Source organism: Nocardioides marmoriginsengisoli (assembly GCF_003725695.1).
Classification (GTDB): Bacteria; Actinomycetota; Actinomycetes; order Propionibacteriales; family Nocardioidaceae; genus Marmoricola; species Marmoricola marmoriginsengisoli.
Genome location: NZ_RJSE01000008.1, coordinates 141,500 through 163,785 on the forward strand (window position 1 = coordinate 141,500; position 22,286 = coordinate 163,785).

Here is a 22,286-nt window from a genome sequence, read left to right on the forward strand (position 1 = left end):
CGCAACACCCAGGTGGCAGGGGCACCAGCCCCGTCATGACCACGAGATAGAAGGAAGTAAGAGCAATGCCTCCGAAGAAGAAGATCGCCGCACTGGTCAAGGTGCAGCTCCAGGCCGGTGCGGCCACTCCGGCGCCGCCGGTCGGTACCGCGCTCGGCCCGCACGGCGTGAACATCATGGACTTCTGCAAGGCGTACAACGCCCAGACCGAGTCCATGCGTGGAAACGTCATCCCCGTCGAGATCACCATCTACGAGGACCGGACGTTCGACTTCATCACGAAGACGCCGCCGGCCGCAGAGCTGATCAAGAAGGCCGCCGGCATCGCCAAGGGCTCGGGCGTCCCGCAGAAGGACAAGGTCGGCAAGCTGACCAAGGACCAGGTGCGCGAGATCGCCCAGACCAAGCTGGTCGACCTGAACGCCAACGACATCGAAGCCGCCATGAAGATCGTCGAGGGCACCGCGCGCTCGATGGGCGTCACGACTGACTGAACCGTGGGAGAGCCGCGCTGGCTCGCTGACCACACCGTCCCGACACCGCGACCTCGCCGGAGTCGGCAATAGAAAGAGACAAAGACATGCAGCGCAGCAAGACCTACCGCGCGGCGGAGGCTCAGTTCGACAAGGACGAGCTCTACGCCCCGCTGGCCGCGATCAAGATCGCCAAGGCCACCTCCAAGAAGAAGTTCGACGAGACCGTCGACGTCGTCATGCGCCTCGGCGTCGACCCGCGCAAGGCGGACCAGCTGGTCCGCGGCACGGTCAGCCTGCCGAACGGCACCGGCAAGACCGTCCGCGTCCTCGTGTTCGCGAACGCCGAGAAGGCCGACGCCGCCCGTGAGGCCGGCGCCGACTTCGTCGGTGGCGACGAGCTCATCGAGAAGGTGGCCGGCGGCTGGACCGACTTCGACGCCGCCGTGGCGACGCCGGACCTGATGGGCAAGGTGGGCCGCATCGCCCGCGTGCTCGGTCCCCGTGGCCTGATGCCGAACCCGAAGACCGGCACCGTGACGCCGGACGTGGCCAAGGCCGTCTCCGACATCAAGGGCGGCAAGATCGAGTTCCGGGTCGACCGGCACGCGAACCTACACTTCATCATCGGCAAGGCCTCGTTCTCCGAGGTCCAGCTCGCGGAGAACTACGCCGCGGCGCTCGAGGAGGTGCTCCGGCTCAAGCCGTCCAGCTCCAAGGGCCGCTACCTCAAGAAGGTCACCGTCTCCACGACCATGGGCCCCGGCGTCCAGGTCGACCCGAACCGGATCCGCAACGTCGCGGCCGAGGACGAGAGCGCCTGACCAGCAAGGCTCACCCGAACCGCCCGGTACTCCTCGGAGTGCCGGGCGGTCTCGATTTGGCGCATCGCCGCTGAGCCCGTAGAGTTCTTCCGTTACCAAAGACCGCCGGTTCATCTCCTCCTGAGGAGATGTGAAGGTTCGCGAAAGCGGACGGCCTGCGCAGGAGACACTGAAGCCCAGCAGTCCTCGTGCTGCCTACGCCCCGTGTGCCCTGCACCGGGGCGTTCGTCTTTCTGAAGTGCAAGTTGGAAGGAGTCCCCATGGCGCGGCCAGACAAGACAGCTGCCGTCGCGGAGCTCGTTGACCAGTTCAACGATGCCGCTGGCGCTGTGCTGACCGAGTACCGCGGACTCACCGTGAAGCAGCTGCAGGACTTGCGGCGCTCCCTCGGCGAGAACGCCAACTACGCCGTGGTCAAGAACACGCTGACCAAGCTCGCGGCCACCGAAGCCGGCGTCGAAGGATTCGACGCTCTGCTCAACGGCCCGACCGCCATCGCCTTCATCAACGGCGACGTGGTCGAGGCGGCCAAGGGTCTGCGTGACTTCGCCAAGGCAAACCCCGCCCTCGTCATCAAGGGCGGCTTCATCGACGGTGCCTCGATGGACGCGAAGGAGATCGCCAAGCTGGCCGATCTCGAGTCCCGCGAGGTTCTCCTGGGCAAGCTGGCGGGCGCGATGCTCGCTTCGCTCAGCCAGGCCGTCTACCTGCTCAACGCGCCGATCGCCCAGGCCGCCCGTCTCGCGGGTGCGCTGCAGGCCAAGGCCGAGCAGGACCCCTCGATCCTCCAGGGTGGTGCCGGCGAGCCGGCCGCTGCTGAGGCCCCGGCTGCTGCCGAGGCTGCGGAGGAGGCCGAGGCTCCGGTCGAGGAGGCTGACGCGGCTGCTGCCGACGACGCCCCCGTCGCCGAGGCCGACGCTGCTGACGCCGTCGAGACCGAGGCCCCCGCGGCCGAGGCAGACGCGGCCGACGCGCCCGCCGAGTAGCAAACCGGCAACCACCCACCGAAAACCCTGGCGAGCGGCCGAACGGTCGCCGTCACGAATGGAAGGAACGCCACCATGGCGAAGCTCAGCACCGACGAGCTGCTCGACGCTTTCAAGGAGATGACCCTCCTGGAGCTCAGCGAGTTCGTGAAGCAGTTCGAAGACACCTTCGGCGTCACCGCGGCCGCTCCGGTCGCCGTTGCCGCCGCTCCGGCCGCCGGTGGCGGCGCCGCTGCCGCTGACGCGGGCGGGGAGCAGGACGAGTTCGACGTCATCCTCGACGCTGCCGGCGACAAGAAGATCAACGTCATCAAGGAGGTCCGCGCGCTGACCTCCCTCGGTCTCAAGGAGGCGAAGGACCTGGTCGAGGCCGCTCCGAAGGCCATCCTCGAGGGCGTCAACAAGGAGACTGCTGACAAGGCGAAGGAGGCCCTCGAGGCCGCCGGCGCCACGATCTCCCTCAAGTGATCGGGTAGTCACCCAGCATTCCGCCGACAAGCGGTCGTCCCTCCGGGACGGCCGCTTGTTGCGTTTCCCGGGGGTTCCCGGGGGGAATCCGTGCACCCGAGTACCGAATATCTGAGACGGATCCGCAACGGGCTGACGCGGAGGTGACCGTGCAGTAATGTCCGCGTAACTTAGCCTCAGGTTACTCGTTGGTTACCGAGGTGGGAGTGTCGGGAGTCACACCCGCCGCTGAGTCAGATCGAGAGGGAGTTGTCCATGGGCGTCGAGATCAAGATCGAGCACCTGACGAAGTCGTTCGGCAAGCAGTTGATCTGGGGCGACGTGTCGCTGACGGTTCCCGCCGGTGAGATCAGCGTGATGCTCGGCCCGTCGGGTACCGGCAAGTCCGTGCTCCTGAAGACCCTGATCGGCCTGCTCAAGCCCGATGCCGGCCAGGTGATCATCGAGGGCGTCGACATCGCCTCCTGCCCGGAGAAGGAGCTCTACGAGATCCGCAAGCTCTTCGGCGTGCTGTTCCAGGACGGCGCGATGTTCGGCTCGATGAACCTCTACGACAACGTGGCGTTCCCGCTGCGCGAGCACACCAAGAAGTCCGAGTCCGAGATCCGCAACATCGTGATGGAGAAGATGGACCTGGTCGGTCTTCTCGGCGCCGAGGACAAGCTCCCGGGCGAGATCTCCGGTGGTATGCGCAAGCGCGCCGGCCTGGCCCGTGCCCTGGTCCTCGACCCGGAGATCGTGCTCTTCGACGAGCCGGACTCCGGTCTGGACCCGGTCCGCACCAGCTTCCTGAACCAGCTGATCATCGACCTGAACACCCAGATCAACGCCACCTTCCTGATCGTGACCCACGACATCAACACCGCGCGGACGGTGCCCGACAACATCGGCCTGCTGTACCACAAGCACCTGGCGATGTTCGGGCCCCGCGAGATGCTGCTGAGCTCGGAGGAGCCGGTCGTGCGCCAGTTCCTCAACGCCCAGCGCGTCGGCCCGATCGGGATGTCGGAGGAGAAGGACGCCGACGAGCTCGAGGCTGAGAAGGACCAGGAGCTGCCCCCGTTGCCGCCGATTCCGCTGCAGCAGGAGCCGTCCTCGGGGATCCCGCGCCGCTCGCAGCGGCCGCCGGGGGAGTGGTGCCGCCTCAACGGCGTGACCCCGCCCCCGGGATCCTTCGCCGAGGGCATGTCGATGGCGCCGGGGGCCTGACGACGGATGTCCTCTGCCACTGCTGACCGGGTGCTGGCCCCGATCGGAACGGCGGGCAAGCTCTTTGCCTTCGGTCTCGACGTCGGACGGTCGCTCTTCAAGCGACCCTTCCAGACCCGCGAATTCCTCCAACAGGCGTGGTTCATCGCGTCGGTGACCATCGTGCCCACGGCCCTGGTCGCCATCCCCTTCGGCGCGGTGATCGCGCTGCAGGTCGGTGGCCTGATCAAGCAGTTCGGCGCGCAGTCCTTCACCGGCTCGGCCTCGGTCCTCGCGGTCGTCCGGGAAGCGGGACCGATCGCGACCTCGCTGCTGATCGCCGGAGCCGGCGGATCCGCGATCGCGGCCGACATGGGCGCCCGCAAGATCCGCGAGGAGCTCGACGCGATGATGGTGCTGGGCATCGACCCGATCCAGCGCCTCGTCGTACCGCGGGTCCTGGCCTGCATGCTGGTGGCGGTGTTCCTCAACGGCCTGGTCAGCGTCGTCGGCGTCTGCGGCGGCTACTTCTTCAACGTCGTCCTCCAGGACGGCACCCCCGGTGCCTACTTGGCGAGCTTCACCGCGCTCGCCCAGCTACCGGACCTCTATCAAGGCATGGCGAAAGCACTCGTGTTCGGCCTGATCGCCGGCATCGTGGCGGCGTACAAGGGCATGAACGCCAAGGGCGGCCCGAAGGGTGTCGGCGACGCGGTCAACGAGTCGGTGGTCATCACCTTCATGCTGCTCTTCGTCGTGAACTTCGTGATGAGTGCCCTCTACTTCCAACTCGTTCCACCAAAGACGGGTTAGCGCCGTGGCAGACGTGAAGCAGGTCTACAAGCGTCCTCTCCAGACGCTCGACACCATGGGCGAGCAGCTCGCCTTCTACCTCCGCGCGCTGGTGGTGACCCCGAGGTCGATCAAGCGCTACCCCAAGGAGATCCTCCGGCTGCTCGCCGAGGTGACCCTGGGCAGCGGCGCCCTCGCCGTCATCGGCGGCACCGTCGGCGTCATCACCGCGATGGCGTTCTTCACCGGTACCGAGGTCGGCCTCCAGGGCTACGCCTCGCTCAACCAGATCGGTACGGCGGCCTTCTCCGGGTTCGTCTCGGCGTACTTCAACACCCGCGAGATCTCGCCGCTGATCGCCGGCATCGCGCTCGCCGCGACCGTGGGCTGCGGCTTCACCGCGCAGCTCGGCGCCATGCGGATCTCCGAGGAGGTCGACGCCCTCGAGGTGATGGCGATCCCCTCGATGCCGTTCCTGGTGACCACCCGGATCGTGGCCGGCCTGATCGCCATCACCCCGCTCTACGTGATGGGCCTGCTGTCGTCGTACTTCGCGACCAGGCTGGTGGTGACCCAGTTCTTCGGCCAGAGCTCCGGCACCTATGACCATTACTTCAACCAATTCCTGCCACCTCAGGACGTGCTCTGGTCCTTCGGCAAGGTGCTCGTCTTCGCGGTCGTGGTCATCCTGATCCACTGCTACCACGGCTACACCGCCTCCGGTGGTCCGGCAGGCGTGGGCGTCGCGGTGGGCCGGGCGGTCCGGACCTCGATCGTGGCCATCAACGTGATCGACCTGTTCCTGTCGATGGCGATCTGGGGCTCGACGACCACGGTCAGGCTGGCGGGTTGATCATGGGAAAGATCTTCGGAAACCGCGTCCTCGGCATCCTCTTCGTCGCCCTCCTCCTGCTCGGGGTGTGGGTGGTGAACGCCGTCTTCAGCCAGAAGTTCCTGTCGTTCGACAAGGTCAAGCTCAACACCGACACGATCGGCCTGCAGCTGCCTGCGCGCGCCGACGTCAAGGTGCGCGGCGTGATCGTCGGCCAGGTGCTCGAGGCGGAGTCCGGCGCCGACGGTGCCGTGCTGACCCTCGGCATCAAGCCCGACAAGATCGGCCAGATCCCGAACAACGTGACCGCCTCGATCCTGCCGAAGACGCTCTTCGGCGAGAAGTACGTCGAGCTGGTCATCCCGTCCGGCACCGCCCCGGGTGCGCCCAAGCTCAAGCAGGGCAACACGATCACCCAGACGGCGCTGCCGATCGAGGTCGAGCGCGTCCTCAACGACCTGTACCCGCTGCTGCGCGCGGTCCAGCCGGCCGAGCTGAACTACACCCTCAACGCGATCTCCAGCGCGCTCGAGGGTCGTGGTGAGGCGATCGGGCAGAACATCGAGACCCTCGACTCCTACCTCAAGCGGATCAACCCGCAGGTTCCGGAGCTGGTCAACGACCTGCGGCTGCTCGCCAAGGTCAGCGGCACCTACGCCGACGTGGCCCCGCAGATCGCGGCCACGCTGCGCAACACCGTCAAGACCGGCAACACGCTGGTCTCGCGGCAGGCCAAGCTGAACGCGTTCTTCAAGGACACCTCGGCGTTCTCGGACACCGCGAAGACCTTCCTGGACAACAACGGAGAAAACATCGTCCGCCTCGGCCAGATCAGCCAGCCGCAGCTCAAGCTGCTCAACCGGTACTCGCCGGAGTTCCCGTGCCTGCTCGAGGGCCTCGTGGAGCAGGCGCCGCTGCTGGCGAGCACCTTCCGCGGCTTCGTCTTCCACATCGACCTGGTCACGCTGCCGCGTCAGCCGCGCGGCTACACGCCGAAGGACACCCAGGTGTACGGCGCCGACAACGGTCCGGCCTGCCTCGGCCTGCCGCACCCGAAGGTTCCGTTCACCGGCATCCCGAACTTCAACGACGGCGTCGACAACCTGGGCCGGGGTGACGCTCAGCGGGTCGCCCCGAACCTCGACGAGGCGAACCTCAACGTCCTCCTGTACGGCGGCATGGGTGCGGGGGTGACCAACTGATGAAGATGCTCGACAAGCGCACCCGCGGCGACCTGATCAAGCTGATCACGTTCATCGTCGTCACCTCGCTGGCCACCGGCGTGCTGGTGGTCCTGATCGGCAACCTGTCGTTCGAGAAGACCCGCGAGTACAAGGCGATCTTCACCGACGTCACCGGCCTGGTGAAGGGTGACGACATCCGGATCGCCGGCGTGAAGGTCGGCAGCGTCAAGAAGGTCGAGATCTTCGACCGGACCAACGCCCGGGTCACCTTCACGGTCCGTGAGAACACCGCGGTCACCCGGAGCTCGACGGCCACGATCCGCTACCGCAACCTGGTCGGCCAGCGCTACATCTCGGTCACCCAGGGCGTCGGCGACACCACGCGGCTGAGCGACGACGCGACGATCGGTTTGAAGCAGACCCAGCCGGCACTCGACCTGACGGTCCTGTTCAACGGCTTCAAGCCGCTGTTCGCCGCGCTCAGCCCGGCCGACGTCAACAAGCTCAGCTACGAGATCATCCAGGTCTTCCAGGGCGAGGGCGGCAACATCGAGGGCCTGCTGCGCAGCACCGGCTCGGTGACGCAGACCCTGGCGAACCGCGACCAGCTGATCGGCGACGTGATCAACAACCTGAACTCGGTCCTCGAGACCGTGGGCGGGCGCGACGCCGAGCTCTCCAACCTGATCGTCCAGTTCCGCTCGTTCCTGGGCGGCCTGGTCAAGGACAAGGACGCGATCCTGAACTCGCTCGACTCGATCTCCGCCCTGACCCAGCAGACCGCCGACATCACCACCGGGATCCGTCCCGGCCTGGTGAAGAGCGTCGAGGGCCTGCGCACCGTGGCGACCAACCTGAACAAGGGTCGTGACGAGGTCGACCGGGCTCTGCAGATCCTGCCGATCAAGCTCAACAAGATCGGCCGGACCGCGATCTACGGCTCGTTCTTCAACTTCTACATGTGCGAGTTCAAGGCGAAGGTGATCCTGCCGACCGGCCCGCTCGCGATTCCGTACCAGGTGTACCCCGGCGGGAAGGGACGGTGCAACCTGTCATGAGCACTCCCTTCCGCGAACGCAATCCGGTCAAGATCGGCGCCCTCAGCCTGCTCGTGCTGGTGGCGATGATCCTGGTCGCCTTCAAGGCCGACTCGCTGCCGCTGATCGGCGGGGGCGACACCTACCACGCGTCGTTCACCGACTCCAGCGGCCTCAAGCCCAACGACGAGGTCCGGATCGCCGGCGTCCGCGTCGGCAAGGTGAACAGCGTCGAGCTGGTCGACGACCACGTCCGGGTCACCTTCAAGATCAAGACCGACTCGAAGTTCGGCGTCGACACCGGTGCCGAGATCAAGGTCAAGACGCTGCTCGGCTCGATGTTCCTCTCCCTGGAGCCGAGCGGGACCGGTCAGCTCAAGGAGGGCTCCACGATCCCGGAGTCGCGCACCCGTTCGGCGTACGACGTCGTGGACGCGTTCTCCGGTCTCGCCGAGCGGGCCCAGAAGATCGACCTGGGTCAGCTGACCCAGTCGCTGAACACGCTGGCCGAGGCCACCGCGAACACTCCCGAGGAGCTGAAGAGCACCCTCAAGGGCCTCTCCGCGCTGTCGGCGAACGTGGCCGCGCGTGACGACCAGGTGAACTCGCTCCTCGTCAACCTGCGGAAGGTCTCGGGCGTGCTCGCGGACCGCAACCAGGACGTGGTCGCCCTGATGAAGGACGGCGACGTGCTGCTCCGGGCGATCGTGGCCCGCCGCGAGGCCGTGCACACCCTGCTGGTCTCCACCAGCCGGCTCTCCACCGAGCTGACCGCCCTGGTCCAGCAGACCCGCGCCGACCTGAAACCGGCCCTGAGCAACCTGACGGGTGTGGTCAACGTCCTGCGCAAGAACCAGTCCAACCTGGACAATTCGTTGCGACTGCTGGCGCCGTTCTACCGGGTGTTCGCGAACACGCTCGGTACGGGTCCGTGGTTCGACAACTGGATCTCCAACCTGCCTCCGGGCCCGGCGCTGGGGGTGGGTCAGTGATGGACCGGATGAAGTCGATCAACCCCGCCGTCGCCGTGGTGGCGGTCGTGGTGCTGCTCGCCGCGGCGCTGATCCTGATCCTGCCCGGCGGTGGCACCAAGACGATCACCGCGGACTTCCCGCGCACGGTCTCGCTCTACAAGGGCTCGGACGTGAAGATCCTCGGCGTGGCCGTCGGCAAGGTCGACGAGGTCACCCCGATGGGGACCAAGGTCCGCGTCAAGATCAGCTACGACGACAAGTACAAGCTGCCGAACGACGTCAAGGCTGCGGTCATCTCGCCGTCGATCGTGGGCGACCGGTTCGTGCAGCTGACCCCGGTCTACCGCGGCGGCGAGGTCCTCAAGGACGACGCCACTCTCGGGGTGGACCGGACCGCGACGCCGCTCGAGCTCGACCAGATCTTCGGCTCGATCAACGACCTCACCAAGGCCCTCGGACCGGACGGCGCCAACAAGCCGGACGCCTCCGGGACCGGCGCGCTGACCCGGCTGCTCGACTCGACCGCGAAGAACTTCGGCGGCCAGGGCGTCCAGTTCAACGCCACCCTGAAGAACCTGAGCAAGCTGACCAAGACGCTGGCCAACAACAAGGACGAGCTCTTCGGCACCATCAACGAGGTCGAGACCTTCACCAAGGCGCTGGCCGACAACGACGACACGGTGCGGAAGTTCAACGACTCGCTGGCCGCCGGCGCCGGACTGCTCGCCGACGAGCGCGACGACCTCGCCAACGTGCTGAAGAACCTGTCGGTCGCGCTGACCCAGGTGAAGAGCTTCGTGGCCGAGAACAAGGCCGCCCTGTCGACGAACATCAAGGGCCTGAACCAGATCAGCAAGACGTTCGTGAAGAACCGGGCCGCGCTCGAGGAGTCGCTCAAGGTGGCGCCGGCGGCGCTCAACAACCTGGCGCTCACCTACAACGAGACCGCCGGAACGCTGGACACCCGGGCCAACATCGGGGAGTCCGTCCCGCAGCTGCTGTCGAAGCCGAGCGTGGTGCTCTGCGCCCTGGCACCGGATGCCTGCGGCCCGCTGACCACGATCCTCGGCGTCCTCGGCCTCGGCCGGGCCCCGGCCTTCAAGACCGACGACCAGGGCCGGGTCTGGACCGGCACCGATGTCGACCCGTCCATGGGCGGACTGCTGGAGGTGACCCGATGAGGCGCACTCGTGTGATGTCGCTCGTCGCCGGCCTCGTCGGTGCGCTGGCGCTGAGCAGCTGCTCGATCTACGACGTCCAGCTCCCCGGTGGCGCGGACGTCGGGAACGACCCGATCAAGGTCAAGATCCTCTTCCGCGACGTGCTGGACCTGGTCCCGCAGTCGACCGTCAAGGTCGACGACGTCACCGTCGGCAAGGTGACCAAGATCGAGCTCAAGGGCTACATCGCCGACGTCACCGTCGCGCTGCCCAAGAACACCGACCTGCCCGCCAACACCCGGGCCGAGATCCGGCAGACCAGCCTCCTCGGCGAGAAGTTCGTCTCGCTGAGCAAGCCGAGCACGCCCGAGGGTCAGCTGCGCAACGGCGACACCATCGGCCTCGAGGACTCCGGCCGCAACCCGGAGATCGAGGAGGTCTTCGGCGCCCTCGCCCTGGTCCTGAACGGCGGCGGCGTCGGACAGCTCAAGACCATCTCCGAGGAGCTGAACCAGGCCTTCGAGGGACGCGAGCAGTCGGTCCGCTCGATCATCACCCAGGTCTCCGACTTCATGGGCCAGCTGGACGCGAACAAGGTCTCCATCGTCACCGCGCTGGAGAACCTCAACCGCCTCTCGCTGGAGCTGCGCCGCCAGGACGGCACCATCAAGGACGCCCTCGACGACCTGCCGGCCGCGCTCTCCTCGGTGAACGGCCAGCGGGCCGACCTGGTGAAGATGCTCAAGGCGCTCTCGAACCTGAGCTCGGTCGGGGTGGACGTGATCAAGGCCTCCAAGGAGTCCACGATCGACGCGCTCAACAACCTGGCCCCGGTGCTCACCGCCCTCGGCAAGGCGGGCGAGTCCTTCCCGAAGTCTCTGCAGGTGGCGCTGACCTACCCGTTCATCGACGAGGCCGTCGGACGTGACCCGGAGGTTGCCCGCAACCTGCACATGGGCGACTTCACGAACCTCTCGATCAACCTCTCCCTGGATCTGTTCAACCTGCCGAACGTCCCCGGCCTGGCCCCCGGCGTCAGCGTCGCCGAGCTGCTCGGGAACTGCGGCAAGAAGCCCGACGGCAAGCTCTGCACCTCGGTGAAGAACCTGCTCTCGGGAACCCAGCTCCAGCAGGTCTGCAAGCTGATCCCGGCGCTCTGCAAGGGTTCGCTCGGCAACGGCGGCGGCGGTCAGCCGGTGCCCGGCATCGGCGGCGTCCCGGGTCTCTCGAGCAAGCCCCCGGTGACCGGCGGGACGATGCTCGACAACCTGATCCGCGGCCTCACCGGGGCTCTCGGCCGGACCGCGACCGGGGCGGCGTACGACCCGAACCTGCCGACCGACCCGTTCCTGCTCGCCGGTACCGGCTACGACCCGGGGCTCGGCACCCTGCTGCTCCAGGGGGTGGCGACGAAGTGATCACCTCGCGGACCAAGAAGCAGCTGCTGGCCTTCGTGTTCATCACCCTGGTCGGGGTCTCGTACGTCGGCGCCCGCTACGCCAAGCTGGACCGGCTGGTCTACGACTCGTCGTACACCGTGAACGCGCACTTCGCGGAGTCGGGCGGGATCTTCACCGGCGCCGAGGTCACCTACCGCGGCGTCGGCATCGGTCAGGTCTCGGACATGAAGCTGATCGACGACGGCGTCAACGTGGTGCTCTCGATCGAGAAGGGCGAGGACAAGATCCCCGTCGACACCCTGGCGCTGGTCGGCAACAAGTCCGCGGTCGGCGAGCAGTACGTCGAGCTCCAGCCCCAGGTCGACAACGGCCCGTACCTCAAGGACGGCTCGGTCATCCAGCCGGCCAACACCGAGGTGCCGGTCTCGACCACGGAGATCCTGACCAACCTGGACCGGCTGGTCACCTCGGTCCCGCAGGACCAGCTCCGCTCGGTGGTCTCCGAGCTCGGCGCGGCCTTCCAGGGGACGGGCGAGAGCCTGGCGCAGATCATCGACACCTCGAACTCGTTCATCCAGACCGCCAACGACAACTTCGACGTCACCACGGCGCTGATCCGCGACGGCAGCACGGTGCTCCGGACCCAGGCGGACAAGGGCTCGGCGATCCGGAACTTCTCCCGCGACCTGTCGCTGTTCAGCACGGTCCTGGCTGACAACGACGAGTCGCTGCGGCGCCTGATCGACAACGGGTCGGCGACGGCGGTCGAGCTGCGCACGTTCCTGGAGCAGAACCAGGTCGACCTCGGCAGCCTGATCAACAACCTGGTCACCACCGGCGACATCATCGTCAAGCACCTGCCGGGCATCCGCCAGATCCTGGTGCTCTACCCGTACATGGTCGCCGGCGGCTTCACCGTCGCGGCGAAGAACTCCGAGGGCTACAACGCCCGCTTCGGCCTGGTGCTCAACCAGTTCCCGGCGATCTGCGCCAAGGGGTACGACGTCAACGAGCGTCGCAACCCGCTGCAGACCGGCGACAAGCCGATGGACGAGGACGCGAAGTGCACCGAGCCGGCCAAGAAGACCAACGCCCGCGGTGCCCAGAACGCGCCGCGCACGGGAGCGTCGTACCCCTCACCGGTAGCGACGTACGATCTGGATGCGGGCAAGGCGACCTGGTCCGACCAGGCTGCCGCCCAGCGCAGCGCCGCCGGCGCCACGCCGATGTCCAGGGAGGACGCCTTGCAGTACCTCTTGTTCCAGCCGGTGATGTGATCCCTTGAGCCCAGCTGCACCCAGCAGAACCCGCGGATTCGTCGCGCTCGGACTCCTCGTGGTCCTGGTCGTCGGATCGGTCCTCAGCGGCGTCGCGATCTACCGGCACAGCCACCTGACCGACGAGCCGCTGTCGTTCTCCAACTCCGGCGCCTACGTGCCCGACGCCGAGGACGCGAGCAAGGTCAAGGCGGTCGCCGAGCAGTACGCGCTCCGGATGGACAACCTCGACTCGGCCGACATCAGCGGCTACGTCAAGCGCGTCGGTGAGCTGCTCACCACCAAGTACCGCACCGACTTCGTCAAGGTCGAGCCGCTGCTGGTGGCCGCCTACGCGAAGGAGAAGTTCACCACCCAGGGGTTCGTCCGGGCGACCGGGATCGTGACCGAGGACGCCGACAGCGCGACCGTGCTGGTGGTGCACGACAAGGTCAAGACGCCGACGACCGGCCAGCCGGAGGCGACCGCCTACCGCTGGACGGTCGAGCTGCGCAAGGTCGACGGCGACTGGCTGGTCGACAACTTCGACGACCCCGACGACAACCCTGAGGGGAGCTGAGATGGCCGGCCCCTCCTGGTACGACATCCTCGGCGTCGAGCGGGACGCGACCCCCGAGCAGATCAAGGCAGCCTGGCGCGCCGCCACCGACAAGTTCGAGCCCGGCACCGGTGCCTCCCAGTTCCGGCTGTTCAACGAGGCCGCCGAGGTCCTGATGGATCCGGAGAAGCGCGCGGCGTACGACGCGGAGCTGTCGGACGTCGAGCCTGTCGAGACGCCCAAGACCCCGGACGTCGAGCCCGTCGAGACGCCCGAGACGCCCGAGACCCCGGACGTCGAGCCCGTCGAGACGCCCGAGACCCCGGACGCCGAGCCCGTCGAGACGCCCGCAGCACGGCTGCCCGCCGCCCGCCGCGTCCTGGCCAGCAACCTCGGCCTGGGGATCCTCGCGGTGCTCGCGGTCGCGTCCCTGGTCCTGGCGACCGTCGTCGGCGTGAAGCTCCAGCACCGGGGCGAGGAGGCCCGCTCCGGGCCGCAGGCGTCCGCGGCCGCGGCGCGGGGGATGCCGGACGTGCTCTCCTACGACTACCGGCGCCTGGAGGCCGACCGGGACCGGGCGGCGAAGTACCTGACGCCGTCGTACAAGAAGATCTACACCAAGAACTTCAACGGCCTGATCGCCGGCACCCCGCAGGATCCCGGCGGTGCCGAGAAGTCCAAGACCGTCGTGGTGGCCACCGTGCTCACCACCGGCGTGGTCGACGCGGACCGCGACCGGGTCCGGGTGCTGGCCTTCGTGAACCAGACGTGGACGCAGGACGGCAAGGTCACCCGCAGTCTCGCGAACCGGGTGATCGCCACGATGGTGCACCGCGGCGATCGCTGGCTGATCGACAAGCTCGCCCCGATCGGCGCCGGCTACTAGAAACCCCTGTCTTGGCGATTGTGCTTGACCTGGGGCCTGGAGCAGTTCATGCTGAGCGGCATCAACAGCCGCTGAGGGATTTGACCCGGCGATTTCGTTGTTGTGTTTCTGCATGCCCGTCGGGTATTGTTCATCTTTGCGTCTGCTCTCAAATGCACTCCCGCCTGTCCGGTGGCCGGTTTGTGGTTGGCTGACGCCGTCACACATGTGCCTCGGAAGGACCACTCTTGGCCGCCCCGCGCAGCTCCAGCAAGAACGCACAGCACCGCACCAATCCTCTGGCTCCGAGCCGGATCTCCTTCGCCAAGATCTCTGAACCCCTCGAGGTTCCGCAGCTTCTGGCACTTCAGACCGACAGCTTCGACTGGCTGATCGGCGACGAGAAGTGGCAGGCACGCGTCGCCGAGGCGAACGCCGCCGGCGAGGAGCTCTCCACGAAGTCGGGTCTGCACGAGATCTTCGAAGAGATCTCGCCGATCGAGGACTTCTCCGAGACGATGTCGCTCTCGTTCGAGAACCCGGTCTTCCTCGACCCGAAGTACACCGAGGAGGAGTGCAAGGACAAGGACTTCACCTACTCCCGGCCGCTCTACGTCTCCGCCGAGTTCACCAACGGCGAGACCGGTGAGATCAAGGGTCAGACCGTCTTCATGGGCGACTTCCCGATGATGACCCGCAAGGGCACCTTCATCATCAACGGCACCGAGCGCGTCGTCGTCTCCCAGCTGGTCCGCTCGCCGGGCGTGTACTTCGAGCGCACCGCCGACAAGACGTCCGACAAGGACATCTTCACCGCGAAGGTGATCCCGTCGCGGGGCGCCTGGCTCGAGTTCGAGATCGACAAGCGCGACATGGTCGGCGTCCGCCTCGACCGGAAGCGCAAGCAGAACGTCACCGTGCTGCTGAAGGCCTTCCAGGCTCTCGCCGACGAAGAGGGCTACGTCGGCGCGCCGTACGACTACGAGGCCGTGATGGCCGAGTTCAGCCAGTACGAGTCGATCCAGCTCACCCTCGAGAAGGACCACACGGCCACGCCGGACGAGGCCCTGCTCGACATCTACCGCAAGCTGCGTCCGGGCGAGCCCCCGACGCGCGAGGCCGCGCTGACGCTGCTGAAGAACTACTACTTCAACCCGAAGCGCTACGACCTGGCCAAGGTCGGCCGCTACAAGATCAACAAGAAGCTCGGCACCCACGAGGCCTTCGACCAGCAGACGCTGACCATCGACGACGTCGTCGCGGCGATCCGCTACATCATCGAGCTGCACGCCGGCAAGGAGACCCTGGTCGACGGTGCCGGCAAGGAGTTCAAGGACAGCCACGGCGAGGCCGTCGTGGTCCGTCCCGACGACATCGACCACTTCGGCAACCGCCGGATGCGCACCGTCGGCGAGCTGATCCAGAACCAGCTCCGGACCGGCCTGGCCCGGATGGAGCGGGTGGTCCGCGAGCGGATGACGACGCAGGACGTCGAGGCGATCACGCCGCAGTCCCTGATCAACATCCGCCCGGTGGTCGCGGCGCTGAAGGAGTTCTTCGGCACCTCGCAGCTCTCGCAGTTCATGGACCAGACCAACCCGATCGCCGGTCTGACCCACAAGCGCCGTCTCTCCGCGCTCGGCCCGGGTGGTATCTCCCGTGACCGCGCCCAGATGGACGTCCGCGACGTGCACTCCTCGCACTACGGCCGGATGTGCCCGATCGAGACTCCGGAAGGCCCGAACATCGGTCTGATCGGCTCGCTCGCGTCGTACGGACGGATCAACCCGTTCGGCTTCGTCGAGACGCCGTACCGGGTGGTCAAGAAGGGGCGCGTCACCGACGAGATCGCCTACCTGACGGCCGACGAGGAGGACTCGAAGGTCATCGCGCAGGCCAACGCCCAGCTCGACGACAAGGGCAACTTCGTCAACGACCTGGTCCTGGTCCGCACCCGTGGCGGCGAGACCGTCGACATCGCGCGTGACGAGGTCGACTACATGGACGTGTCGCCGCGGCAGATGGTCTCCATCGCCACCGCGCTGATCCCGTTCCTCGAGCACGACGACGCGAACCGCGCGCTGATGGGCGCCAACATGCAGCGTCAGGCCGTTCCGCTGATCAAGAGCGACGCGCCGCTGGTCGGCACCGGCATGGAGTTCCGTGCCGCGGTGGACGCCGGCGACGTGGTCACCTCGGACGTGGCCGGTGTGGTCAAGGAGGTCTCGGCCGACGAGATCATCATCATGACCGACGAGGGCGGCAACAAGTCCGTCCGGCTGGCCAAGTTCACCCGCTCCAACCAGGGCACCTGCATCAACCAGCGCCCGCTGGTCAACGAGGGTGACCGCGTCGAGATCGGGTCGCCGCTGGCCGACGGCCCGTGCACCGACGAGGGCGAGATGGCGCTGGGCACCAACCTGCTCGTCGCCTTCATGCCGTGGAACGGGTCCAACTACGAGGACGCGATCATCCTCTCCCAGCGCCTGGTGCAGGAGGACGTCCTCACCTCGATCCACATCGAGGAGCACGAGGTCGACGCCCGCGACACCAAGCTGGGCCCCGAGGAGATCACCCGGGACATCCCGAACGTCGGCGACGAGCTCCTGGCCGACCTGGACGAGCGCGGCATCATCCGCGTCGGCGCGGAGGTCACCCCCGGTGACATCCTCGTCGGCAAGGTGACGCCGAAGGGCGAGACCGAGCTGACCCCCGAGGAGCGCCTGCTGCGCGCCATCTTCGGTGAGAAGGCCCGCGAGGTGCGCGACACCTCGATGAAGGTCCCGCACGGCGAGTCCGGCACGGTCATCGGCGTCCGCGAGTTCTCGCGCGAGGACGGCGACGAGCTGCCCCCGGGCGTCAACCAGCTGGTCCGCGTGTACGTCGCCCAGAAGCGCAAGATCTCGGTCGGTGACAAGCTCGCGGGTCGTCACGGCAACAAGGGCGTCATCTCCAAGATCCTGCCGGTCGAGGACATGCCGTTCCTCGAGGACGGGACCCCGGTCGACGTCGTGCTCAACCCGCTCGGTGTGCCGGGCCGGATGAACATCGGCCAGATCCTCGAGATCCACCTCGGCTGGCTGGCCAAGACCGGCTGGCAGGTCGAGGGCGACGACGAGGACTGGAAGCAGCGCCTGATCAAGATCCACGCGGACTCGGCCGAGCCGAACACCAACGTCGCCACCCCGGTGTTCGACGGTGCCCGCGAGGACGAGATCGTCGGCCTGCTCGGCTCGACGCTGCCCACCCGTGACGGTGTCCGCCTGGTCGGCGCGAACGGAAAGGCCAACCTGTTCGACGGCCGCTCCGGCGAGCCGTTCCCGGACCCGGTCTCGGTCGGCTACATGTACATCCTCAAGCTCCACCACCTGGTCGACGACAAGATCCACGCGCGTTCGACCGGTCCGTACTCGATGATCACGCAGCAGCCCCTGGGTGGTAAGGCCCAGTTCGGCGGCCAGCGGTTCGGCGAGATGGAGGTCTGGGCGATGGAGGCGTACGGCGCCGCCTACGCCCTGCAGGAGCTGCTGACGATCAAGTCCGACGACGTGCCCGGTCGCGTCAAGGTCTACGAGGCGATCGTGAAGGGTGAGAACATCCCCGACTCGGGCATCCCGGAGTCGTTCAAGGTTCTCATCAAGGAGATGCAGTCGCTCTGCCTCAACGTCGAGGTGCTGTCCCAGGACGGCTCCGCGATCGAGATGCGCGACGCGGAGGAGGACGTCTTCCGTGCCGCCGAGGAGCTCGGCATCGACCTGTCTCGTCGCGAGCCCAGCTCCGTCGAAGAAGTCTGAGGCGTCGCGGTGCTCCCCGCCGGGGAGCACCGCACCCCCAGTCACCCGATCACCAGATTTCAGAACTAACGAAGGACGACAGCCACCGTGCTCGACGTGAATTTCTTCGACCAGCTCAAGATCGGCCTGGCCACCGCGGAGGACATCCGCGGCTGGAGCCACGGCGAGGTCAAGAAGCCGGAAACCATCAACTACCGCACGCTCAAGCCTGAGCGCGACGGTCTCTTCTGCGAGAAGATCTTCGGTCCCACCCGGGACTGGGAGTGCTACTGCGGCAAGTACAAGCGGGTGCGCTTCAAGGGCATCATCTGCGAGCGCTGCGGCGTCGAGGTGACCCGCTCGAAGGTCCGCCGTGAGCGGATGGGCCACATCGAGCTCGCCGCCCCGGTCACCCACATCTGGTACTTCAAGGGTGTGCCGAGCCGGCTCGGCTACCTGCTCGACCTCGCCCCGAAGGACCTGGAGAAGGTCATCTACTTCGCGGCGTACATGATCACCAAGGTCGACGAGGACGCCCGTCACAAGGACCTCACCGAGCTCGAGGGCAAGATCGGCCTGCAGCGCAAGAGCATCGAGAGCCGCCGCGACGTGGCCCTCGACGACCGCGCCAAGAAGCTCGAGGCCGACCTGACCGTGCTCGAGGCCGAGGGTGCCAAGGCCGACGCCCGGCGCAAGGTCAAGGACGGCGCCGAGCGCGAGATGAAGCAGGTCCGCGACCGGGCCCAGCGCGAGCTGGACCGTCTCGAGGAGGTCTGGAGCACGTTCAAGTCCCTCAAGGTCCAGGACCTGATGGGCGACGAGCTCCTGTACCGCGAGATGAAGAACTGGTTCGGCAAGTACTTCGAGGGCTACATGGGCGCCACGGCGATCCAGAAGCGCCTGGAGACCTTCTCGATCGACGACGAGGTCGAGAGCCTGCGCGAGACCATCGCCACCGGCAAGGGCCAGCGCAAGGTCCGCGCGCTCAAGCGCCTCAAGGTCGTGGACGCGTTCCGCAAGACCGGCAACAGCCCGATGGGCATGGTCCTGGACGCCGTCCCGGTCATCCCGCCGGACCTGCGTCCGATGGTGCAGCTGGACGGTGGCCGCTTCGCGACCTCCGACCTCAACGACCTGTACCGCCGGGTGATCAACCGGAACAACCGGCTCAAGCGCCTGCTCGACCTGGGCGCCCCCGAGATCATCGTCAACAACGAGAAGCGGATGCTCCAGGAGGCCGTCGACTCGCTGTTCGACAACGGCCGTCGTGGTCGTCCGGTCACCGGCCCGGGCAACCGGCCGCTGAAGTCGCTCTCCGACATGCTCAAGGGCAAGCAGGGTCGTTTCCGTCAGAACCTGCTCGGCAAGCGCGTCGACTACTCGGGCCGTTCGGTCATCGTCGTCGGCCCGCAGCTCAAGCTGCACCAGTGCGGTCTGCCGAAGTACATGGCGATCGAGCTGTTCAAGCCGTTCGTGATGAAGCGCCTGGTCGACCTGTCGCACGCGCAGAACATCAAGTCCGCCAAGCGGATGGTCGAGCGCGCGGTGCGCCCCGAGGTCTGGGACGTGCTGGAAGAGGTCATCGCGGAGCACCCGGTTCTCCTGAACCGTGCGCCCACGCTGCACCGTCTCGGCATCCAGGCCTTCGAGCCGCAGCTGATCGAGGGCAAGGCCATCCAGATCCACCCGCTCGTCTGCTCGGCGTTCAACGCCGACTTCGACGGTGACCAGATGGCCGTGCACCTGCCGCTCTCCGCGGAGGCGCAGGCCGAGGCCCGGATCCTGATGCTGTCGACGAACAACATCCTGAAGCCGTCGGACGGTCGCCCCGTGACCATGCCGACCCAGGACATGATCATCGGCATCTACTTCCTGACCCTGGGCCGCGACGGCCAGCCGGGTGAGGGTCGTGCGTTCGCGTCCTCGGCCGAGGCCGTGATGGCCTTCGACAAGGGCGAGATCACGCTGCAGTCGAAGATCAAGATCCGGCTGACCGGTGTCGCCGTGCCGCCCGAGGGGACCACCGTCCCCGAGGGCTGGACCGAGGGCGACCCGCTCATCCTCGACACCACCCTGGGTCGGGCGCTCTTCAACGAGGCGCTCCCGAACAACTACGAGTACATCGAGTACCAGGTCGGCAAGAACGAGCTGGGCCGGATCGTCAACGACCTCGCCGAGCGCTACACCAAGGTCGAGGTGGCGAACTCGCTGGACGCCCTCAAGGACACCGGCTTCACCTGGGCGACCCGCTCCGGTGTGACGGTCTCCATCGAGGACGTCGTCTCGCCGAAGGACAAGGGGCAGATCCTCGAGAAGTACGAGGAGAGTGCCGCCAAGGTCCAGAAGCAGTTCGAGCGTGGTCTGATCACCGACGACGAGCGCCGTCAGGAGCTCATCGAGATCTGGACCGACGCGTCCAACGTGGTCGCCAAGGCGATGCAGAAGAACTTCGACCAGGACAACCCGATCTTCATGATGGTGAACTCGGGTGCTCGTGGTAACTGGATGCAGGTCCGGCAGATCGCGGCCATGCGTGGTCTGGTGGCCAACCCGAAGGGTGACATCATCCCGCGGCCGATCAAGTCGAACTTCCGTGAGGGCCTCTCGGTCCTGGAGTACTTCATCTCCACCCACGGTGCTCGCAAGGGTCTGGCCGACACCGCGCTGCGTACGGCGGACTCGGGCTACCTGACCCGTCGTCTCGTCGACGTGTCGCAGGACGTCATCATCCGTGAGGACGACTGCGGCACCGAGCGCGGCATGCCGAAGGTCATCGGGGTCCGCGGTGAGGACGGCGTGGTCACCAAGGACCTCAACGCCGAGACCTCGGCGTACGCCCGGAACGCGGCCGTCGACATCGTCTCGGAGTCGGGCGAGGTCATCGTCGAGGCCGGCGGTGACCTGGGCGACGTCCAGATCGACGCCCTCGTCGCGGCCGGCATCGCGGAGGTCAAGGTCCGCTCGGTCCTGACCTGCGACGCCAAGACCGGCACCTGCGCCAAGTGCTACGGCCGTTCGCTGGCCACCGGCAAGCTGGTCGACATCGGTGAGGCGGTCGGCATCATCGCCGCCCAGTCCATCGGTGAGCCCGGCACGCAGCTGACCATGCGTACCTTCCACACCGGTGGTGTGGCGTCGGCCGACGACATCACGCAGGGTCTGCCTCGCGTCGTCGAGCTGTTCGAGGCGCGCCAGCCCAAGGGCCGGGCCCCGATCTCGGAGGCCTCCGGGCGTCTCGAGATCGAGGACACCGACAAGGCTCGCAAGCTGATCGTCACCCCCGACGACGGCTCGGACCCGGTCGAGTACCCGGTCAGCAAGCGGTCCCGCCTCCAGGTCGCCGACGGCGACCACGTGGAGGTCGGCCAGCAGCTGATCCAGGGCACGCCGGACCCGAAGGAGGTCCTGCGCATCCTGGGTGTCCGCAAGTGCCAGGAGCACCTGGTGGCCGAGGTCCAGCAGGTGTACCGCAGCCAGGGCGTGTCGATCCACGACAAGCACATCGAGATCATCGTCCGGCAGATGCTGCGCCGGGTGACCGTGATCGAGTCCGGCGACACCAAGCTGCTCCCGTCCGACCTGGTCGACCGGGTCCGGTACGAGGAGGAGAACCGTCGCGTGGTCACCGAGGGCGGCAAGCCGGCCTCGGGTCGTGCGGAGCTGATGGGCATCACCAAGGCCTCGCTCGCGACCGAGTCGTGGCTCTCGGCGGCCTCCTTCCAGGAGACCACCCGGGTGCTCACCGACGCGGCGATCAACGGCAAGTCCGACTCGCTGCGCGGCCTGAAGGAGAACGTGATCATCGGCAAGCTGATCCCGGCGGGTACCGGCCTCGAGCGGTACCGCAACATCCGGGTGGAGCCCACCGAGGAGGCCCGCGCGGCGGCGTACTCCGTCACCGGCTACGACTCCTACGGCAGCTACGACTTCGGTACGCCGAACCAGACGGTTGCCCTGGACGACTTCGACTTCGGTTCCTACCAGAACTGAGGTCGAGCAAGTCTGAGCCGAAGGCCCCGTTCCACCGCGAGGTGGGGCGGGGCCTTCGCGTGAGTACGGCAGGATCACCCCATGAGTAACGACTGGCGCACCGACCTCGCGGACGCGGTCGCCCGCGGCCTGGCCCAGGACGGGCCGGACGCCGTGGGGGAGTCCCTCCGGTCAGCGGTTGATGCACTCGCCGACCACCCCGACGCCGAGGTCGCGCCCTGGTGCCCCCCGGTCCCGATCCTGGGCGTGGTCGCCTGCGCGTCGGGCTCGCTGGGCGTGCTGCTGCGCACCGACGGCCGGGTCACCGTGCACCTGGCGGCCGGCGAGGGCGCGCTGCACGAGCAGGTCCGGTCCGCGGTCGAGGACGGCGTGCTGGTCGCGGCCGGCGCACCGCCCGAGGACGTGCCGACCCGCGACCTGCTGCGCCGCGCCGGGATCACCGCGCCGGCCTGGTTCTCCGGCTCGGGCTTCACCGAGGACGACCTGCTGCGGGCGTGCGGCTTCCTGCTGACCGCACCGCGCTGA

At 67.2% G+C, this 22,286-nt stretch carries 18 protein-coding genes; all 18 read left to right on the forward strand.

Going from position 1 to position 22,286, the window contains the following annotated elements; genetic code table 11:
- The first annotated feature begins 65 nt into the window (after positions 1-65).
- The 18 genes from rplK to EFK50_RS17350 all read left to right on the forward strand — a co-directional run bounded on the left by rplK (position 66) and on the right by EFK50_RS17350 (position 22,286).
- The gene (rplK, locus tag EFK50_RS17265) at positions 66-494 is read left to right on the forward strand and encodes a 50S ribosomal protein L11 (RefSeq protein WP_123228837.1); all 429 of its coding nucleotides are present in this window, start codon (positions 66-68) and stop codon (positions 492-494) included.
- An 86-nt stretch (positions 495-580) separates the two neighbouring features.
- The gene (gene rplA, locus EFK50_RS17270) at positions 581-1,297 is read left to right on the forward strand and encodes a 50S ribosomal protein L1 (protein ID WP_123228838.1); all 717 of its coding nucleotides are present in this window, start codon (positions 581-583) and stop codon (positions 1,295-1,297) included.
- A 260-nt stretch (positions 1,298-1,557) separates the two neighbouring features.
- Positions 1,558-2,283, forward strand: a complete 726-nt coding sequence (rplJ, locus tag EFK50_RS17275; RefSeq protein ID WP_123228839.1) for a 50S ribosomal protein L10 — start codon at positions 1,558-1,560, stop codon at positions 2,281-2,283.
- A 75-nt stretch (positions 2,284-2,358) separates the two neighbouring features.
- Positions 2,359-2,751 carry a 50S ribosomal protein L7/L12 gene (gene rplL, locus EFK50_RS17280; RefSeq protein ID WP_123228840.1) on the forward strand — a complete coding sequence of 131 codons (393 nt, stop codon included), beginning with the start codon at positions 2,359-2,361 and terminating at the stop codon, positions 2,749-2,751.
- A 255-nt stretch (positions 2,752-3,006) separates the two neighbouring features.
- The gene (locus EFK50_RS17285) at positions 3,007-3,960 is read left to right on the forward strand and encodes an ABC transporter ATP-binding protein (RefSeq protein WP_123228841.1); all 954 of its coding nucleotides are present in this window, start codon (positions 3,007-3,009) and stop codon (positions 3,958-3,960) included.
- A gap of 6 nt (positions 3,961-3,966) precedes the next feature.
- The gene (locus EFK50_RS17290) at positions 3,967-4,752 is read left to right on the forward strand and encodes an MlaE family ABC transporter permease (protein WP_123228842.1); all 786 of its coding nucleotides are present in this window, start codon (positions 3,967-3,969) and stop codon (positions 4,750-4,752) included.
- Between the two features lie 55 nt (positions 4,753-4,807).
- Complete coding sequence (locus EFK50_RS17295) at positions 4,808-5,584, forward strand: MlaE family ABC transporter permease (protein WP_123229098.1); 777 nt, start codon at positions 4,808-4,810, stop codon at positions 5,582-5,584.
- 2 nt (positions 5,585-5,586) lie between these two features.
- Positions 5,587-6,765: an MCE family protein gene (locus EFK50_RS17300; protein WP_123228843.1), complete on the forward strand. Its 1,179-nt coding sequence runs from the start codon at positions 5,587-5,589 to the stop codon at positions 6,763-6,765.
- Positions 6,765-7,805, forward strand: coding sequence for an MCE family protein (locus EFK50_RS17305; RefSeq protein ID WP_123228844.1), 1,041 nt, complete (start codon positions 6,765-6,767; stop codon positions 7,803-7,805). Before EFK50_RS17300 ends, EFK50_RS17305 begins: the two co-directional genes overlap by 1 nt.
- A complete protein-coding gene (locus EFK50_RS17310) occupies positions 7,802-8,776 on the forward strand; it encodes an MCE family protein (protein WP_123228845.1) in 975 nt (324 codons plus the stop codon). Before EFK50_RS17305 ends, EFK50_RS17310 begins: the two co-directional genes overlap by 4 nt.
- A gap of 8 nt (positions 8,777-8,784) precedes the next feature.
- The gene (locus EFK50_RS17315) at positions 8,785-9,939 is read left to right on the forward strand and encodes an MCE family protein (protein ID WP_123229099.1); all 1,155 of its coding nucleotides are present in this window, start codon (positions 8,785-8,787) and stop codon (positions 9,937-9,939) included.
- Positions 9,936-11,336 carry an MCE family protein gene (locus EFK50_RS17320; protein WP_123228846.1) on the forward strand — a complete coding sequence of 467 codons (1,401 nt, stop codon included), beginning with the start codon at positions 9,936-9,938 and terminating at the stop codon, positions 11,334-11,336. Before EFK50_RS17315 ends, EFK50_RS17320 begins: the two co-directional genes overlap by 4 nt.
- Complete coding sequence (locus tag EFK50_RS17325; protein ID WP_183407902.1) at positions 11,333-12,595, forward strand: MCE family protein; 1,263 nt, start codon at positions 11,333-11,335, stop codon at positions 12,593-12,595. Before EFK50_RS17320 ends, EFK50_RS17325 begins: the two co-directional genes overlap by 4 nt.
- Positions 12,596-12,599: 4 nt before the next feature.
- Positions 12,600-13,154: a hypothetical protein gene (locus tag EFK50_RS17330; protein ID WP_148046221.1), complete on the forward strand. Its 555-nt coding sequence runs from the start codon at positions 12,600-12,602 to the stop codon at positions 13,152-13,154.
- A gap of 1 nt (position 13,155) precedes the next feature.
- Positions 13,156-14,019 carry a J domain-containing protein gene (locus EFK50_RS17335; protein WP_123228849.1) on the forward strand — a complete coding sequence of 288 codons (864 nt, stop codon included), beginning with the start codon at positions 13,156-13,158 and terminating at the stop codon, positions 14,017-14,019.
- 227 nt (positions 14,020-14,246) lie between these two features.
- A complete protein-coding gene (rpoB, locus tag EFK50_RS17340) occupies positions 14,247-17,792 on the forward strand; it encodes a DNA-directed RNA polymerase subunit beta (RefSeq protein WP_123228850.1) in 3,546 nt (1,181 codons plus the stop codon).
- Positions 17,793-17,879: 87 nt separating this feature from the next.
- Positions 17,880-21,761 carry a DNA-directed RNA polymerase subunit beta' gene (locus EFK50_RS17345; RefSeq protein ID WP_123228851.1) on the forward strand — a complete coding sequence of 1,294 codons (3,882 nt, stop codon included), beginning with the start codon at positions 17,880-17,882 and terminating at the stop codon, positions 21,759-21,761.
- An 81-nt stretch (positions 21,762-21,842) separates the two neighbouring features.
- Entirely contained in the window at positions 21,843-22,286 is a 444-nt protein-coding gene (locus tag EFK50_RS17350; RefSeq protein ID WP_123228852.1) for a hypothetical protein, read from the forward strand.

Excerpts from the sequence above, each read along its gene's own strand:
- rplK (WP_123228837.1), top strand. The coding sequence starts at position 66 with ATGCCTCCGAAGAAGAAGATCGCCGCACTGGTCAAGGTGCAGCTCCAG.
- rplA (WP_123228838.1), top strand. The coding sequence starts at position 581 with ATGCAGCGCAGCAAGACCTACCGCGCGGCGGAGGCTCAGTTCGACAAG.
- rplJ (WP_123228839.1), top strand. The coding sequence starts at position 1,558 with ATGGCGCGGCCAGACAAGACAGCTGCCGTCGCGGAGCTCGTTGACCAG.
- rplL (WP_123228840.1), top strand. The coding sequence starts at position 2,359 with ATGGCGAAGCTCAGCACCGACGAGCTGCTCGACGCTTTCAAGGAGATG.
- EFK50_RS17285 (WP_123228841.1), top strand. The coding sequence starts at position 3,007 with ATGGGCGTCGAGATCAAGATCGAGCACCTGACGAAGTCGTTCGGCAAG.
- EFK50_RS17290 (WP_123228842.1), top strand. The coding sequence starts at position 3,967 with ATGTCCTCTGCCACTGCTGACCGGGTGCTGGCCCCGATCGGAACGGCG.
- EFK50_RS17295 (WP_123229098.1), top strand. The coding sequence starts at position 4,808 with ATGGGCGAGCAGCTCGCCTTCTACCTCCGCGCGCTGGTGGTGACCCCG.
- EFK50_RS17300 (WP_123228843.1), top strand. The coding sequence starts at position 5,587 with ATGGGAAAGATCTTCGGAAACCGCGTCCTCGGCATCCTCTTCGTCGCC.
- EFK50_RS17305 (WP_123228844.1), top strand. The coding sequence starts at position 6,765 with ATGAAGATGCTCGACAAGCGCACCCGCGGCGACCTGATCAAGCTGATC.
- EFK50_RS17310 (WP_123228845.1), top strand. The coding sequence starts at position 7,802 with ATGAGCACTCCCTTCCGCGAACGCAATCCGGTCAAGATCGGCGCCCTC.
- EFK50_RS17315 (WP_123229099.1), top strand. The coding sequence starts at position 8,785 with ATGAAGTCGATCAACCCCGCCGTCGCCGTGGTGGCGGTCGTGGTGCTG.
- EFK50_RS17320 (WP_123228846.1), top strand. The coding sequence starts at position 9,936 with ATGAGGCGCACTCGTGTGATGTCGCTCGTCGCCGGCCTCGTCGGTGCG.
- EFK50_RS17335 (WP_123228849.1), top strand. The coding sequence starts at position 13,156 with ATGGCCGGCCCCTCCTGGTACGACATCCTCGGCGTCGAGCGGGACGCG.
- EFK50_RS17350 (WP_123228852.1), top strand. The coding sequence starts at position 21,843 with ATGAGTAACGACTGGCGCACCGACCTCGCGGACGCGGTCGCCCGCGGC.